The organism is Cohnella mopanensis, assembly GCF_022352055.1.
In the GTDB taxonomy this organism is placed as follows: domain Bacteria; phylum Bacillota; class Bacilli; order Paenibacillales; family Paenibacillaceae; genus Cohnella; species Cohnella mopanensis.
Genome location: NZ_JAKRWM010000009.1, coordinates 80853 through 94231, shown reverse-complemented (window position 1 = coordinate 94231; position 13379 = coordinate 80853). Strand labels below are relative to the sequence as shown.

Annotated in this window: 16 protein-coding genes; all 16 read left to right on the top strand. The window is 46.7% G+C overall.

Annotated features, from left to right (window positions below):
* Positions 1-4 precede the first annotated feature (4 nt).
* The 16 genes from L3D05_RS14965 to L3D05_RS14890 all read left to right on the top strand — a co-directional run bounded on the left by L3D05_RS14965 (position 5) and on the right by L3D05_RS14890 (position 13314).
* The gene (locus L3D05_RS14965) at positions 5-469 is read left to right on the top strand and encodes a flagellar hook capping FlgD N-terminal domain-containing protein (protein ID WP_239617030.1); all 465 of its coding nucleotides are present in this window, start codon (positions 5-7) and stop codon (positions 467-469) included.
* Entirely contained in the window at positions 462-848 is a 387-nt protein-coding gene (locus L3D05_RS14960) for a TIGR02530 family flagellar biosynthesis protein (protein WP_239617028.1), read from the top strand. Before L3D05_RS14965 ends, L3D05_RS14960 begins: the two co-directional genes overlap by 8 nt.
* A 93-nt stretch (positions 849-941) precedes the next feature.
* Positions 942-1760, top strand: coding sequence for a flagellar basal body rod protein FlgG (flgG, locus tag L3D05_RS14955; protein ID WP_239617026.1), 819 nt, complete (start codon positions 942-944; stop codon positions 1758-1760).
* 63 nt (positions 1761-1823) lie between these two features.
* Positions 1824-2057, top strand: coding sequence for a flagellar FlbD family protein (locus L3D05_RS14950; RefSeq protein WP_239617024.1), 234 nt, complete (start codon positions 1824-1826; stop codon positions 2055-2057).
* Complete coding sequence (locus L3D05_RS14945) at positions 2054-2530, top strand: flagellar basal body-associated FliL family protein (protein ID WP_239617023.1); 477 nt, start codon at positions 2054-2056, stop codon at positions 2528-2530. The genes L3D05_RS14950 and L3D05_RS14945 overlap by 4 nt, the downstream gene beginning before the upstream one ends.
* A gap of 94 nt (positions 2531-2624) precedes the next feature.
* Positions 2625-3626: a flagellar motor switch protein FliM gene (gene fliM / locus L3D05_RS14940; protein WP_239617021.1), complete on the top strand. Its 1002-nt coding sequence runs from the start codon at positions 2625-2627 to the stop codon at positions 3624-3626.
* Complete coding sequence (fliY, locus tag L3D05_RS14935; RefSeq protein ID WP_239617020.1) at positions 3616-4821, top strand: flagellar motor switch phosphatase FliY; 1206 nt, start codon at positions 3616-3618, stop codon at positions 4819-4821. The genes fliM and fliY overlap by 11 nt, the downstream gene beginning before the upstream one ends.
* Positions 4822-4843: 22 nt before the next feature.
* The gene (locus L3D05_RS14930) at positions 4844-5206 is read left to right on the top strand and encodes a response regulator (protein WP_239617019.1); all 363 of its coding nucleotides are present in this window, start codon (positions 4844-4846) and stop codon (positions 5204-5206) included.
* 24 nt (positions 5207-5230) lie between these two features.
* Complete coding sequence (locus L3D05_RS14925) at positions 5231-5776, top strand: flagellar biosynthetic protein FliO (protein ID WP_239617017.1); 546 nt, start codon at positions 5231-5233, stop codon at positions 5774-5776.
* Positions 5773-6519 carry a flagellar type III secretion system pore protein FliP gene (gene fliP, locus L3D05_RS14920; RefSeq protein ID WP_239617015.1) on the top strand — a complete coding sequence of 249 codons (747 nt, stop codon included), beginning with the start codon at positions 5773-5775 and terminating at the stop codon, positions 6517-6519. The genes L3D05_RS14925 and fliP overlap by 4 nt, the downstream gene beginning before the upstream one ends.
* A gap of 32 nt (positions 6520-6551) precedes the next feature.
* Positions 6552-6821 carry a flagellar biosynthesis protein FliQ gene (fliQ, locus tag L3D05_RS14915; RefSeq protein ID WP_239617014.1) on the top strand — a complete coding sequence of 90 codons (270 nt, stop codon included), beginning with the start codon at positions 6552-6554 and terminating at the stop codon, positions 6819-6821.
* Between the two features lie 6 nt (positions 6822-6827).
* Positions 6828-7613, top strand: coding sequence for a flagellar biosynthetic protein FliR (gene fliR, locus L3D05_RS14910; RefSeq protein ID WP_239617012.1), 786 nt, complete (start codon positions 6828-6830; stop codon positions 7611-7613).
* A gap of 30 nt (positions 7614-7643) precedes the next feature.
* The gene (gene flhB, locus L3D05_RS14905; protein WP_239617011.1) at positions 7644-8732 is read left to right on the top strand and encodes a flagellar biosynthesis protein FlhB; all 1089 of its coding nucleotides are present in this window, start codon (positions 7644-7646) and stop codon (positions 8730-8732) included.
* Between the two features lie 205 nt (positions 8733-8937).
* Positions 8938-10971: a flagellar biosynthesis protein FlhA gene (gene flhA, locus L3D05_RS14900; RefSeq protein WP_239617293.1), complete on the top strand. Its 2034-nt coding sequence runs from the start codon at positions 8938-8940 to the stop codon at positions 10969-10971.
* Complete coding sequence (gene flhF / locus L3D05_RS14895) at positions 10968-12455, top strand: flagellar biosynthesis GTPase FlhF (protein ID WP_239617009.1); 1488 nt, start codon at positions 10968-10970, stop codon at positions 12453-12455. Before flhA ends, flhF begins: the two co-directional genes overlap by 4 nt.
* A complete protein-coding gene (locus L3D05_RS14890) occupies positions 12448-13314 on the top strand; it encodes a MinD/ParA family protein (protein ID WP_239617008.1) in 867 nt (288 codons plus the stop codon). Before flhF ends, L3D05_RS14890 begins: the two co-directional genes overlap by 8 nt.
* Positions 13315-13379 lie beyond the last annotated feature (65 nt).

Genomic DNA, 13379 nt, shown 5'->3' with positions numbered 1-13379 from the left:
TCCTGTGGCTGATAGTATTGGGACATCGAATATTTGGCCCTATTATTCATCGAAGAACGTTCAAGCTGCGGCTCGTAAGCCAGTGAAAGAAATGGGTAAAGAACAGTTTTTGCAAATTTTGGTTACGCAATTGCGCAACCAAGACCCCATGCAGCCTATGCAAGATAAGGAATTTATCTCGCAGATGGCGCAGTTCTCGTCCTTGGAACAAATGATGAACATGTCGAAGGAAGTAACCTCACTCCGTCAATCCGCGGGTATGATTGCCGGACTAATCGGCAAGGAAGTATCCTGGTTAGATGAGTCGGCTGTGAATGCCGTAGAATATTACGGAACCGTTAACTCCGTTCTATGGCGCGACGGCGTTCAGTACGTCAGGGTTGGGAAAACAGATGTGCCTATCGATAAAATTCAATCGATCTCGGAACCGTCGGCTGATAGCGGGTCGGAGGTGGCGGGCAATGAGTGATCGGATGCTCATTGGACATCTGTCAACGGGGATTACGGGACCGATTCAAGCCAATCGAAACGTAAACCGGAATAAGCAGGAGTATACGGAGACGACTTCGTTCCGTGACTTGCTTAGCCAGCAGCAATTAAAGTTCAGTCATCATGCCGAGCAACGTCTGCAGCAAAGAGGCATTTCCTTGCTTCCTGAGCAGTTGACGAGAATCGCCGATGCGGTTGATCAAGCGGCGGCGAAAGGCGCGAAGGATTCATTAGTATTATTTCGGGATATCGCGATGATCGTGAACATACCGAATCGTACCGTTGTTACTGCAATGGATGGCAACTCGATGAAAGAGCATATTTTTACGCAAATCGATAGCGCCGTTGTCGTCAGTTAATCGCAAGTCCGGGCTGGTCCTACCTAGGAAGCCCTGAGCCGCCGACCGATTGAAGCGGCTCGCATCCTATTAACTAATGGAGGTAGACATTTTATGTTGCGTTCAATGTACTCTGGTGTCTCCGGTATGCGCGGGTTTCAAACGAAGCTCGACGTAATCGGCAATAACATCGCTAACGTTAACACAGTAGGGTTCAAAGCCGGTCGAGTTATGTTTAAGGATATCTTAAGCCAATCGATGTCCGGGGTTACTGCACCGGTTGAAGGCGAATCTGGAGGCGTTAATGCTAAACAGATCGGGCTAGGCGTTTCCATAGCTGCTATCGATACGTTGCATACGCCTGGTAGCGCGATGACGACTGGAAGCCCTACGGATTTCCGGATTGATGGAGACGGATTTTTCGTCGTTAGTCCAGGTGTTGACGGTCCTCAATACTTGACGCGGGCAGGTAACTTTACGCTTGATGCGAATCGCCAACTGGTTAATGCCGACGGTATGTTCGTTCGTACCGTTGATGGCGATATCATCACGTTAGGCGAAGAAGTAACTCAATTCGCTGTTGGTCAGAATGGATCTGTCGTTTCCATTGATCAGAACGGTATTGCAACTGATACGGGGTTGTTTATCGGTATCGCTAAAGTCGTCAATCCAGGCGGCTTGGAGAAAGTCGGAGGTAACTTGTATCGAATGACTCCAAATGCCAATCCGGAAGGCGAACTGAATATTGTAGCCGCCAATGATCCGGAGCTTGGAACAGGCGCTATTATCTCCGGTCAGCTTGAAATGTCCAACGTCGACTTGACGAACGAGTTCACGGAAATGATCGTTGCTCAACGTGGTTTCCAAGCGAACTCCAGAATCATTACGACATCTGACGAAATTTTGCAAGAAGTCGTTAACCTGAAACGATAGTTTTAGATCTCCTGCCTTGGGAGAGCCTAGCTCTCCCCTTGGCAGCTTAGGGGGGGCCCTGTAATGATTCACGTAACACGTATCAACGGCAGTAAGTTTCATATTAATGCTTTATTAATTGAAACGGTAGAAGATACACCGGACACGATTATCACGCTTACGACTGGAAAGAAATTCATTGTTATTGAAAATTCTTCGGATGTAATCCGGGCAATCCGGCATTACTTACGCAGTATCGGTGTAATAGCGGCTGTCACTGGCCCTATGGACACGCAATCGGAGGGAGCTACGTCATGAGAAAATTGTTGCCATGGCTCGTTTCGCTATTATTGGCGATTACGTTAATTGTCATTGTTACCTTTTACTTCGCGACAGATCTGTTCGGGGAAAAGAAAGCAAAAGATCCTGAACAAGCGGCGAAGGAAGTCAATGTACAAGTTGAGCCAATATCTGCGGATGAAATGGTTAAAGTCACATCCGAATTAATTGATATTAGAACTAACCTTGCTGACACTGACTATGTCGTACAGATTAGCTTCTCGTTCCAATTCGACAACGAGAAAGCGAAAGAAGAGTTCGACAAGATCAAAGAAAGCAAAGTCAAACCCATTATTAACCGAGCATTATGGGTTATGACGCCTGATGATATGAACGGTACCAAAGGCAAAGACCAACTGACAGCAGGACTTATTAACTCCATCAATAATGTAGTGTCGGAAGGTAAGCTTTTGAACGTTGGTATTACAGGATTCGTCATGACTACTGTTTAATATAGGATAGAGACAGCGGTAACAACTGACAGATCAAATGTACCTTTAATGCAAAACTTCAGTTTTGCATTGGTTTACGAAAGGGGTGAGAGATTTGGTAGATGTACTTTCGCAGAATGAGATCGATGCGTTATTGGCGGCGCTCTCGTCAGGAGAAATGGATGCGGAAGAGCTAAAGAAAGAGGATACGCAGAAAAAGGTTCGCGCCTACGACTTCAAACGCGCAACCCGCTTTTCGAAAGATCATATCCGTAGCTTAACCCGTATTCACGAGAATTTTGCTAGATTTTTGACCACCTATTTCTCAGCTCAGCTCCGAACGTTCGTTCAGATTAGTGTCGTACAAGTTGAACAGCTACCCTATGACGAATTTATTCGCTCCATCCCTAAGATGACGGTATTGAACATTTTCGAAGCAGAGCCGCTTGAAGGTCGAATGGTTCTAGAGGTACATCCCAACGTTGCTTTTGCCATGCTTGACAGGCTACTTGGCGGCGGAGGCAGCGCTCCTAGTAAAATCGGCAGCTTAACGGAAATCGAAACCATTATTATGGAGAAAATTTTTAGTCGGGCGTTGGAGAGTTTACAAGAAGCATGGAAAACGATTATGGACATTCAACCAAGGCTTGAAGCGTTGGAGACGAATCCGCAGTTTATGCAAATCGTATCTCCCAATGAAACGATTGCCCTAATATCTCTCAGTACGAAGATCGGCGAGACGACCGGGATGATTAACTTGTGTATTCCTCACGTCGTCATCGAGCCAATCATGCCGAGATTGTCCGTACATCACTGGTTTGTGTCCCAGAAGAAAACTAGGGCACCTGAAGAACAGATCATGCTCGAACAGCGGGTAAACAAAGCAAGACTGCCGGTGATTGCCGAGTTAGGCACCTCGAGAATTTCCGTTCAGGAGTTTCTCAATCTGTCGATCGGGGATGTCATTGCCTTACATAAACCTACGGCTGAAGGCCTGGAAGTCAAAGTTGGGGAAAAGGTGAAGTTTATTGCCAGCCCAGGCACCGTACGAGATAAAATGGCGATTCAAATTCAAGAGATCGTCAGCGAAGGAGTAGATGAAATCCATGACGAGTAAAGACTATTTATCACAAGAAGAGATTGATGCGTTATTGAATCAGTCCTCTGACGGGGAAGCTGAATCGTCGCCGGCGGTTTCATCCGGTGGCGAACCGTCCATCAGCGATTATCTGACGCCTCTTGAGCAAGACGCGCTGGGGGAAATAGGAAATATTACGTTCGGTAGTGCAGCGACTGCACTGTCCACGCTGCTAGGCAAAAAAGTCGATATCACCACTCCGACTGTGTCTACCATTGCCAGAGACCAGTTCGAATCGGAATTCCCGAAACCTCATGTTGCTGTTCACGTTAGTTACGTGGAAGGATTCGAGGGAATTAACTCGCTAGTCATTAAATCTCACGATGCTCAAGTGATCGCGGATCTCATGCTGGGGGGCGAAGGCAATGTAACGTCGGAGGAACTGAATGAAATTCACATCAGTGCCGTTCAGGAAGCGATGAACCAGATGATGGGATCATCCGCGACGTCAATGTCCACGATATTTAACCGAATGGTTAATATTTCTCCGCCAGGCATTGATATCATGGATGTTCGAAACAACTCCGGCATCAGCAATATCCCGCAAGTAGACGTGTTCGTGAAAATCTCTTTCAGGCTCAAAATTGGAGATTTAATCGACTCGTCGATCATGCAATTGCTGGCAGTACCTTTCGCAAAAGAGTTAGTTCGCTCCCTAATGGGAGGCGTTTCAGAAGAGCCCGCACCGCAACCTGAGCCTCAAGCGGCTGCACCAGTACAACAACCAGCTCCACCCGTACAACAACCGGCTCAGCCTGTATATCAAGCGCCGCCTGCACAACATGCTCCGCCAACCTATGCGGCACCTGTACCGAGCCATCCTCAGACTTTAGGAGGGGGAGTGAATCGTAACGTGAATGTCAACCCGGTTCAATTTGCTAATTTTCAAGGTGCAGCCTATACGCAAGGGGATGAAACAAACCTTAATTTGCTACTAGACATTCCTCTGAAAGTAACTGTTGAACTAGGCCGTACACAAAAACAGATCAAAGATATTTTGGAGCTGTCCCAAGGTTCGATTATCGAGCTGGACAAGCTAGCCGGCGAACCTGTAGACATCTTAGTAAACAACAAATTAATCGCCAAAGGCGAGGTCGTAGTTATCGACGAGAACTTCGGTGTACGCGTAACCGATATCGTTAGTCAATGGGACCGTGTCCAAAAAATCCAATAAACATATCGGGAGGAAATAGAAAATGGCAAATCGCATTCTCATCGTAGACGACGCGGCATTCATGCGCATGATGATCAGGGATATTTTGACGAAAAATGGTTACGAGGTAGTTGGGGAAGCGCAAGACGGTGCGCAAGCTATCGAGAAGTTCAAGGAAGTTAATCCTGATTTAATTACGATGGACATAACAATGCCTGAAATGGACGGTATTGCGGCGCTTAAAGAAATCCGCAAGCTGGATTCTAATGCGAAAGTTATCATGTGTTCGGCTATGGGCCAACAAGCAATGGTTATTGACGCGATCCAAGCGGGAGCTAAAGATTTTATCGTAAAGCCGTTCCAAGCAGACCGCGTTATTGAAGCGATCAAGAAAACACTGGGTTAAACAAGTCAGGAGCGTTGAAGGTTCATGCGAAGTTACGGGCTCATAGAAGAGGTTCCAATGTCGGGATCGGCAGGGTCGGCGTGGGATTTAATCTGGGTATTGTTCGTTCTCGGTCTTATTATCGGTCTGATCATTTTCATTTTACGGTTTTTCGCTAAACGCAATCGCGGATGGGGAATGAATCGATCGCTTCGCTCCTTAGGAGGGTTTCCGCTAGGGACGAATAAATCGATGCAAATCGTCGAATGGAATGGTCGAATCTATGTCCTAGGCGTAGGGGACGATGTGACATTATTGGAGTCTATCACCGAGCCGGAAGCTGTTGCCGCCATGCTTGCTGAACATGATTCTATGACTGCCAATACTGGGCCTGTTCTGCCTGAATGGCTTCGCAAATGGACACAGCGCAACAATCCGCATAACGATGATTCGTCTTCCAAACAATCGGATAATAACGCGAGTTTCGAACAGACGTTGGAGAACCGGCTGCGCCAGCTTTCTGAAAGAAGGCAACGGGTAGAGCAATTGTTGGAAGATAGTCGTTCCGGAGATCGGACAGATAAGCGATGAGAAAAAAATTACTTTACAGCTTTGTTGCGTTGCAGACACTCTTGATCGGATTTCAGGCATCTGCTTATGCTGACCCTATAATTGGAGTAACTCTCGGCGATGGAACTGAGCCTGTAGGGGCTTCGGCCTTATCCATGCTCCTTCTTATTACCGTACTGAGTCTTGCACCCGCCATTCTTGTGTTGATGACAAGCTTTACAAGAATCGTTATCGTGTTAGGTTTTGTTAGGACTTCATTGGGAACGCAGCAGATGCCGCCTAATCAGGTGTTGATCGGGTTGGCCTTATTCATGACCTTATTTATTATGGCTCCGACTTTCTCCACAGTAAACGAGACGGCCCTAAAGCCATATCTGGCTGGTGAGATTAGTCAAACGGATGCCTTGCAAAAAGCGTCTGTCCCAATGAAGGAGTTCATGTATAAACATACGCGCGAAAAAGATTTATTGTTGTTCATGAACTATACGAAAACCGAAAAACCTGCAACCTATCAAGACATCCCTATTACGGTACTCGTTCCTGCTTATGCAATCAGCGAGTTAAAGACAGCATTTCAAATGGGCTTTATGATATTTGTACCGTTTCTCATCATTGATATGGTTGTGGCCAGTACGCTCATGGCTATGGGGATGATGATGCTTCCGCCTGTTATGATTTCGCTTCCGTTCAAGATATTGCTCTTTGTGCTAGTCGACGGTTGGTATCTTGTCGTTAAGTCTCTGTTGACCAGCTTTAATACTTGAATATCGCGCAGTTGTAAGGTAGGAGGGTTATCATGACTACTGAGTTTATTATCGGTCTAGCGGGTCAAGCGTTGTATACCGTTCTTAAGGTGAGTGCACCGATGCTTGGAATTGGATTAATCGTCGGTTTGCTTGTTAGTATCTTTCAAGCGACGACTCAAATCCAAGAGCAAACGCTCGCTTTCGTACCCAAAATCATCGCTGTTTTCTTGGCTCTATTGATTTTCGGCCCATGGATTCTTAACGTGATGGTCGATTTCACGAGTCATCTGCTAGGAAATTTGGCGAATTATATTGGGTGATGACGTATGGAATTAATCATGCAAGTGTTTCCTGCTTTTTTGCTCGTTTTATGTCGAATTACATCGTTTTTTGTAGTTGCGCCGATTTTCTCATCACGAACTGTTCCAACGTTGATTAAAATCGGTCTCGCGTTCTTTATCTCGGTGATCGTTTTTCTAACGGTCGGGTTTGATTCAAAGATTGCGGTTGACGCTACATATATCCTTGCAATCATACGAGAAGTGTTTGCAGGGCTTCTCATTGGATATGTTTCTTACATCTTTTTTTCGATCGTTCAAGTGTCTGGCGGATTTATGGACATGCAAATGGGATTTGGAATTGCGAACATCGTTGACCCTATTACAGGTGTATCGGCTCCTATGCTTGGAAACTTTAAGTTTATGTTGATTATTCTCGTATTCTTTTCCGTGAATGGTCACCATTACCTTATAGGAGCTATCATGGACAGTTACAAGTGGCTTCCACTGGATAATAATCTGTTTCAGGTTTATTACGGCGGCCATATCACTGAGTTTTTAACGAGAACTTTTGCAAATACTTTTTTGTTAGCGTTGCAAATATCGGCTCCCATCGTGGTCGCCATGTTTTTGACGGATTTCGGTTTGGCGCTTCTTGCCAGGACGGCTCCTCAATACAACGTATTCGTCATTGGCATACCGGTCAAAATCCTGGTTGGATTAGCGTTGCTTGTTCTGCTGCTTCCTGGATTTGGCGTATTGTTTCAAACGATTTTCGATGGAATGTTCCATGCACTCGAAAAGCTGTTTATCATCTTGAAGTCATCTTCTTGATCCTAGGCACCCACAAATGGAGGTAGTGTCATGCCCCGTAATCGCCTAAGGATGGATCTGCAATTGTTTTCGGGCGAGAAAACGGAAAAGGCGACACCCAAAAAGCGCCAGGAGAGCCGAGACAAAGGTCAAGTGGCTAAAAGCGCGGAAATTCCAAGCTCGCTCATTCTACTTGCATGTATCTGTTGTTTGCTGATGTTGGGTCCTTTTTTGCAGAAACAATTATTGAGTTTGTTTAGCGATACTTTTTTACATCGATTGAACATGGACGTAACCGATCAGAACATTCTTGGCTTGTTCAGCCAATACGCAATTCAAATGTTGATTTTTTTGGCGCCGATCTTCATCATCGTCGTGATCGTTGCTTTCGCGAGCTATTACGTGCAAATCGGTTGGTTATTCACCTTTAAGCCCATACAGCCGAAGTTTGAAAAGCTGAATCCGCTTAAAGGCGCTAAAAACATTTTCGGAATGCGTTCCATTATTGAATTCCTTAAGAGCTCCTTGAAGTTGGTCTCGGTAGCATTGATTGTATTTACAACCCTCTGGTCAGAGAGAGAGCGCTTGTTGGAACTAGCGCATCTGCCCGTACAAGATATTTTTGGTTTTGTAAGCAGTTTAGCGGTTCGGATGGGGATTTTTGTAGCTGCTTTGCTTTTTATTCTGGCAATTGGCGACTTTCTCTATCAACGTCACGAGTATGAGAAAAATCTGAAAATGAGTAAGCAAGACATTAAAGATGAATACAAGAACACTGAAGGCGATCCATTGATCAAAGCCAAGATCAAAGAACGTCAGCGCAGGATGGCGTTCATGCGAATGATGCAAGAGGTGCCGAAAGCGGACGTCGTCATAACGAACCCGACTCACTTTGCCGTTGCCTTGAAATACGATGCCTCCAAAATGGATGCACCGACAGTCATCGCCAAAGGCCAGGATTACCTTGCGCTTAGAATTCGGGAGATCGCTAAACAAAACGAAGTCATAACGATGGAAAACAAGCCGCTCGCCCGTGCGCTATTCGAGAGGACGGAAGTGGGACAAAGCGTTCCCGGAGACCTCTTCCAAGCGGTAGCGGAAGTGCTGGCATACGTATATCGGCTCAAAGGCCGGCGTTAAAAAGGTTAAAGTTAGATTAGCCGGCTTATGGAGGGTGCAGAAGGAAAAGATCGCCAAGGAGAGTTCACGTCCGCCTTTAAAATCGGGTTGCAACCGCAAATGATATTTAAAGCAACCCCGATTTTAACAAGCGGCGGAGTGGCGAACTTTTCCTGGCGCACCTGGATACATAAGAGGATGTTTCGTGAAAGGGGATGGACGCGTCATGAAAATAAGGGACTTAAGCATACTCATTGGCGTCATCGGCATTGTCCTGATGATGGTCGTTCCAATTCCCAAAGGGCTATTGGATGTTTTGCTCATCATTAACATTTCCGTAGCCATCATGATTTTGCTGATTGCGATGAACACCCAAGATGCGCTGCACTTTTCGATTTTTCCGACATTACTGCTCATTACGACGATATTTCGATTAGCGTTGAACGTATCGACCACAAGGCTTGTACTTTCCGAGGCGGATGCCGGACACGTAGTCGAAACCTTCGGAAGATTCGTAGCGGGTGGTCAGATCGCTATCGGATTCGTCGTTTTCCTTATTCTAGTCGTCGTTCAGTTTATCGTTATTACGAAGGGCTCCGAGCGTGTCGCAGAGGTAGGCGCAAGGTTTACGCTCGACGCGATGCCCGGTAAGCAAATGAGTATCGACGCCGATCTGAACGCAGGATTGATTAACGAACAGCAAGCACGCGAACGCCGCGAGAAAATCGAAAAGGAAGCCGATTTCTATGGCGCGATGGACGGTGCGAGCAAATTCGTAAAAGGGGATGCGATCGCATCCATCATCATCGTTCTTATCAATCTAATTGCAGGATTTATTATCGGTATGGCCATTCACGGAATGGATGTCATGACCTCGCTTGAAACGTATTCCATTCTTACGATAGGTGATGGACTCGTCAGCCAAATTCCCGCGCTTCTTATCAGTACGGCTGCCGGTATTATCGTAACGAGAGCAGCATCCGAGGGCAATATGGCCGACGACGTAAGCAATCAATTGCTTCGTTATCCGAAATTGTTATACATCGTTGCGGGTACGGTAGCTCTTCTGGGGATCGCAACGCCTATTCCATTGATCAGTACGATTCCTTATGCGCTCATACTTGGCGTGGCCGGGTATCGATTGCAATCTAACTTAAATCGCAAGCAGCAAGAAGAAGAGCTTCTAGTTGAAGAGAAGCAAATCGAGGAAGTTCGAAGTCCGGAAAGCGTTATAAGCCTGTTGCAGGTTGATCCGATCGAGTTCGAGTTCGGATATGGGCTTATCCCCCTTGCGGACACCCAACAGGGCGGGGATTTGCTCGACAGAATCATCATGATTCGACGGCAATGCGCGCTCGAGATGGGATTAATCGTCCCGGTTATCCGAATTCGCGACAATATTCAACTAAAACCGAACGAATATGTCATAAAAATGAAAGGAAATACGGTAGCGCGTGGCGAATTATTAATTCATCATTATTTGGCAATGAGTCCGGGCTTCGATGATGATTCCGTAACCGGAATCGAGACGCAGGAGCCAGCCTTCGGATTACCGGCGCTGTGGATTGATGAAGCCACCAAAGAACGTGCCGAGATGGCCGGATATACGGTCGTTGACCCTCCTTCCGTCGTGGCGACTCACTTGACCGAAGTAATAAAGAAGTATGCGCACGAGCTGATCGGCCGCCAAGAAACGAAATCTTTAGTCGAAAGCGTGAAAGAGACGTATCCGGCTCTGGTCGACGAGCTGATTCCTTCCATTCTTGGGATAGGAGACGTTCAAAAAGTATTGTCAAAGCTTCTTAAAGAGAAAATTTCGATTCGGGATTTGGTTACGATCTTCGAGACTTTAGCTGATTACGGCAAGTACACGAAGGATCCTGAAGTATTGACGGAATATGTGCGTCAAAGCTTGTCCAGACAAATTACGCAGCAGTACGCGACATCTTCTGAACCCCTTAAGGTCATTACGGTTAGTCCTGCCGTGGAGAAGAAGATTGCGGATGCGGTGCAACAGTCGGATCAAGGCAGTTATTTGGCCATGGATCCCGCATCTTCCCAAGCCATCTACCAACGCTTGACGGAGCAAGTAAATCGATTGGTCCAGTCCGGACAGCAGCCGATTATCTTAACATCGCCGACGATCCGAATGTATTTACGCCAGTTGCTTGAACGTAGTTTGCAAGATATTCCCGTCATTTCATACAGCGAGTTGGAGCCAAGCATTGAAGTGCAAAGTGTTGGGGTGGTGAGTGCATGAAGGTAAAAAGATATATTGTCGACGATGTGCCAGAAGCCGTCCAAATGATCCGAAGTGAATTGGGATCGGATGCCGTCATTCTAAATACGAAAGAAATCCGCGTAGGCGGATTTCTTGGTATGTTCCGCAAGAAACGTATGGAAGTCATCGCAGCAGTTGATGAGGCAGCCAAAAAACCGCCTGCACGACCTCCTTTGATAACAAGATCGCCACTGCCCGAGCGACAACCCGAGAGAAAGCCGCTTTTATCCTTAACAGAAGAGCAAGCGGTATCATCACCGCTATTGCCCTCTAACGCGGTCCGGGAACGGTATTCCCAAACTCCGTTTGCGGACAGCGGACGAACGCCATTACCGCCAGCGCAAAGTCTTGCCGACATTCAGACGGATTCCGGTCTAATGGGTTCGACGAAGACGGGCTCCTTCCTCTCGAGTCTCGAGCTGGCGAAGTCAACGCAAGAGCGTGTCAGTCCGCTTCCCGAGCTTAGATCGGAATCGGCAGTGCCAGACATCCAACCGGATCAGCACCTAAGAGCCCAGACGCAAGCGGCCATGTTATCGGTCGCGATGCAGGGAGTGGATACGAGGGACAATAAACAAGAAAAAGAAGAAACCTCCGCTCTTCTGCAGGAACTACGTTCAATGAAAGAGTTAATGACGAAGATGGCGAAGCAGCAAACCTATCGCAGCATGCCGGAAAGCGTCATGAAGTGGAGCAGGAGATTAGCCGAGCAAGGAGTAGAGCCTGCATACGTAGAACAATTCGCGGAAGCGGTTAACCAGAGATTGGCTGATCTTGGCGAAGAGAGTACAGAGGCTTCCTACGAAGCTGCTCGCGGCGTTCTCCTCTCGTGGTTGCTTAATGCGAAGGGAGCAGGTATTGAAAAAGGAACTCGCATTATTCATTTCGTTGGTCCGACTGGTGTAGGAAAGACAACGACCATTGCCAAGCTCGCTGCGGAACAATCCTTCAACCACAGAAAGACGGTCGGTTTCATCACGGCGGATACATACAGAATCGCGGCAGTCGATCAATTAAGAACATACGCGGATATATTGAATATCCCGCTTGAAGTCGTGTTCTCTCCGAGCGAGTTAACACGTGCTTACAAAAAGCTGAGCGATCAAGATTTGATCTTCATGGATACTGCGGGACGCAATTATCGTAACGAGCTATTCGTTTCTGAAGTTAATAGCTTGCTAGCTCCCGGAGAGCAGACGCAGACGATTCTCGTTCTTAGCTTGACGCACAAGTATAGCGATATGAAAACAGTGGCGTCCCAATTCGTGAAATACGGAGTTCATCACCTTCTGTTAACCAAATTCGACGAGACGGATTCCTACGGTGCCGTAATCAACTTGGTGAAGGAATTCGGCTTCCAAATTTCCTATATTACTTTCGGGCAAACCGTACCGGACGATATTAAAGCTTTTGAACCGGAAGATTTAGTAAAACGAATATTGGGGGATCCAGCCGATGATTGATCAAGCGCAGGCACTTCGGCATTTGGTTCATTCAAAGGACATACGTTCAGCTCGAACAACTCGGGTCATTACCGTGACAAGTGGTAAAGGCGGCGTAGGGAAATCCAATTTCAGCTTGAATTTCGCAATGGCGTTGCAAAATCGCGGATACAGCGTACTTATCTTCGATGCAGACATTAGCTTTGCCAATATCGATGTGCTGCTTGGGACGCCGGCTAAGTATAATCTCATTCATCTGCTTAAGGGTGAGAAGTCTATCTGGGAAATCATTCAGGTCGGACCTAGCGGTTTGCAGTTTATCGCAGGAGGATCGGGATTTCAGGATTTAGTCCGACTAAGCGATCAAGAGTTAGAGTACTTCTCGGAGCAGATCGGGAAACTTCACGGACATGTGGATTTCATTTTGTTCGACACTGGAGCAGGATTGTCTAAAGAAACGGTAAGATTCATAACTGCAGCGGAGGAGACGATTGTCGTCACTACCCCCGAGCCAACTTCGATAACGGACGCATACGCCTTAATCAAAATGTTGAAGACGATGGGACATGATATCGCTTTCCGGCTTGTCATTAATCGAGTAACCGACGACCGAGAAGGCAATCAAACAGCGGAGAACATTCGCCAAGTGGCTAGTAAATATTTGGGGTTGGAAATACCTGTACTCGGGTTCATTCCGGATGATGCTAATGTCACTAAGGCAGTCAAACGCCAAACCCCTTTATCTATAGCGTTTCCAGATAGTCAAGCGATTAGAGGGATCGACCGTATCACAGCCCGTTTTCTGCTAGAAGAGAAAGAAAATCCATCCACGCGAACGATTTCGGGATTTCTCCAACGAATGAAAAAGCTTTGGACTTGAATCTGGTTTGTTGAGTTACTAGAGCAATGCCGCATACACAGCTAGATTAACAGGGAGGATCGCCA

Coding starts and splice junctions, on each gene's coding strand:
- L3D05_RS14960 (WP_239617028.1), top strand. CDS start 462: ATGAGTGATCGGATGCTCATTGGACATCTGTCAACGGGGATTACGGGA.
- flgG (WP_239617026.1), top strand. CDS start 942: ATGTTGCGTTCAATGTACTCTGGTGTCTCCGGTATGCGCGGGTTTCAA.
- L3D05_RS14950 (WP_239617024.1), top strand. CDS start 1,824: ATGATTCACGTAACACGTATCAACGGCAGTAAGTTTCATATTAATGCT.
- L3D05_RS14945 (WP_239617023.1), top strand. CDS start 2,054: ATGAGAAAATTGTTGCCATGGCTCGTTTCGCTATTATTGGCGATTACG.
- fliY (WP_239617020.1), top strand. CDS start 3,616: ATGACGAGTAAAGACTATTTATCACAAGAAGAGATTGATGCGTTATTG.
- L3D05_RS14930 (WP_239617019.1), top strand. CDS start 4,844: ATGGCAAATCGCATTCTCATCGTAGACGACGCGGCATTCATGCGCATG.
- L3D05_RS14925 (WP_239617017.1), top strand. CDS start 5,231: ATGCGAAGTTACGGGCTCATAGAAGAGGTTCCAATGTCGGGATCGGCA.
- fliP (WP_239617015.1), top strand. CDS start 5,773: ATGAGAAAAAAATTACTTTACAGCTTTGTTGCGTTGCAGACACTCTTG.
- fliQ (WP_239617014.1), top strand. CDS start 6,552: ATGACTACTGAGTTTATTATCGGTCTAGCGGGTCAAGCGTTGTATACC.
- fliR (WP_239617012.1), top strand. CDS start 6,828: ATGGAATTAATCATGCAAGTGTTTCCTGCTTTTTTGCTCGTTTTATGT.
- flhB (WP_239617011.1), top strand. CDS start 7,644: ATGCCCCGTAATCGCCTAAGGATGGATCTGCAATTGTTTTCGGGCGAG.
- flhA (WP_239617293.1), top strand. CDS start 8,938: ATGAAAATAAGGGACTTAAGCATACTCATTGGCGTCATCGGCATTGTC.
- flhF (WP_239617009.1), top strand. CDS start 10,968: ATGAAGGTAAAAAGATATATTGTCGACGATGTGCCAGAAGCCGTCCAA.
- L3D05_RS14890 (WP_239617008.1), top strand. CDS start 12,448: ATGATTGATCAAGCGCAGGCACTTCGGCATTTGGTTCATTCAAAGGAC.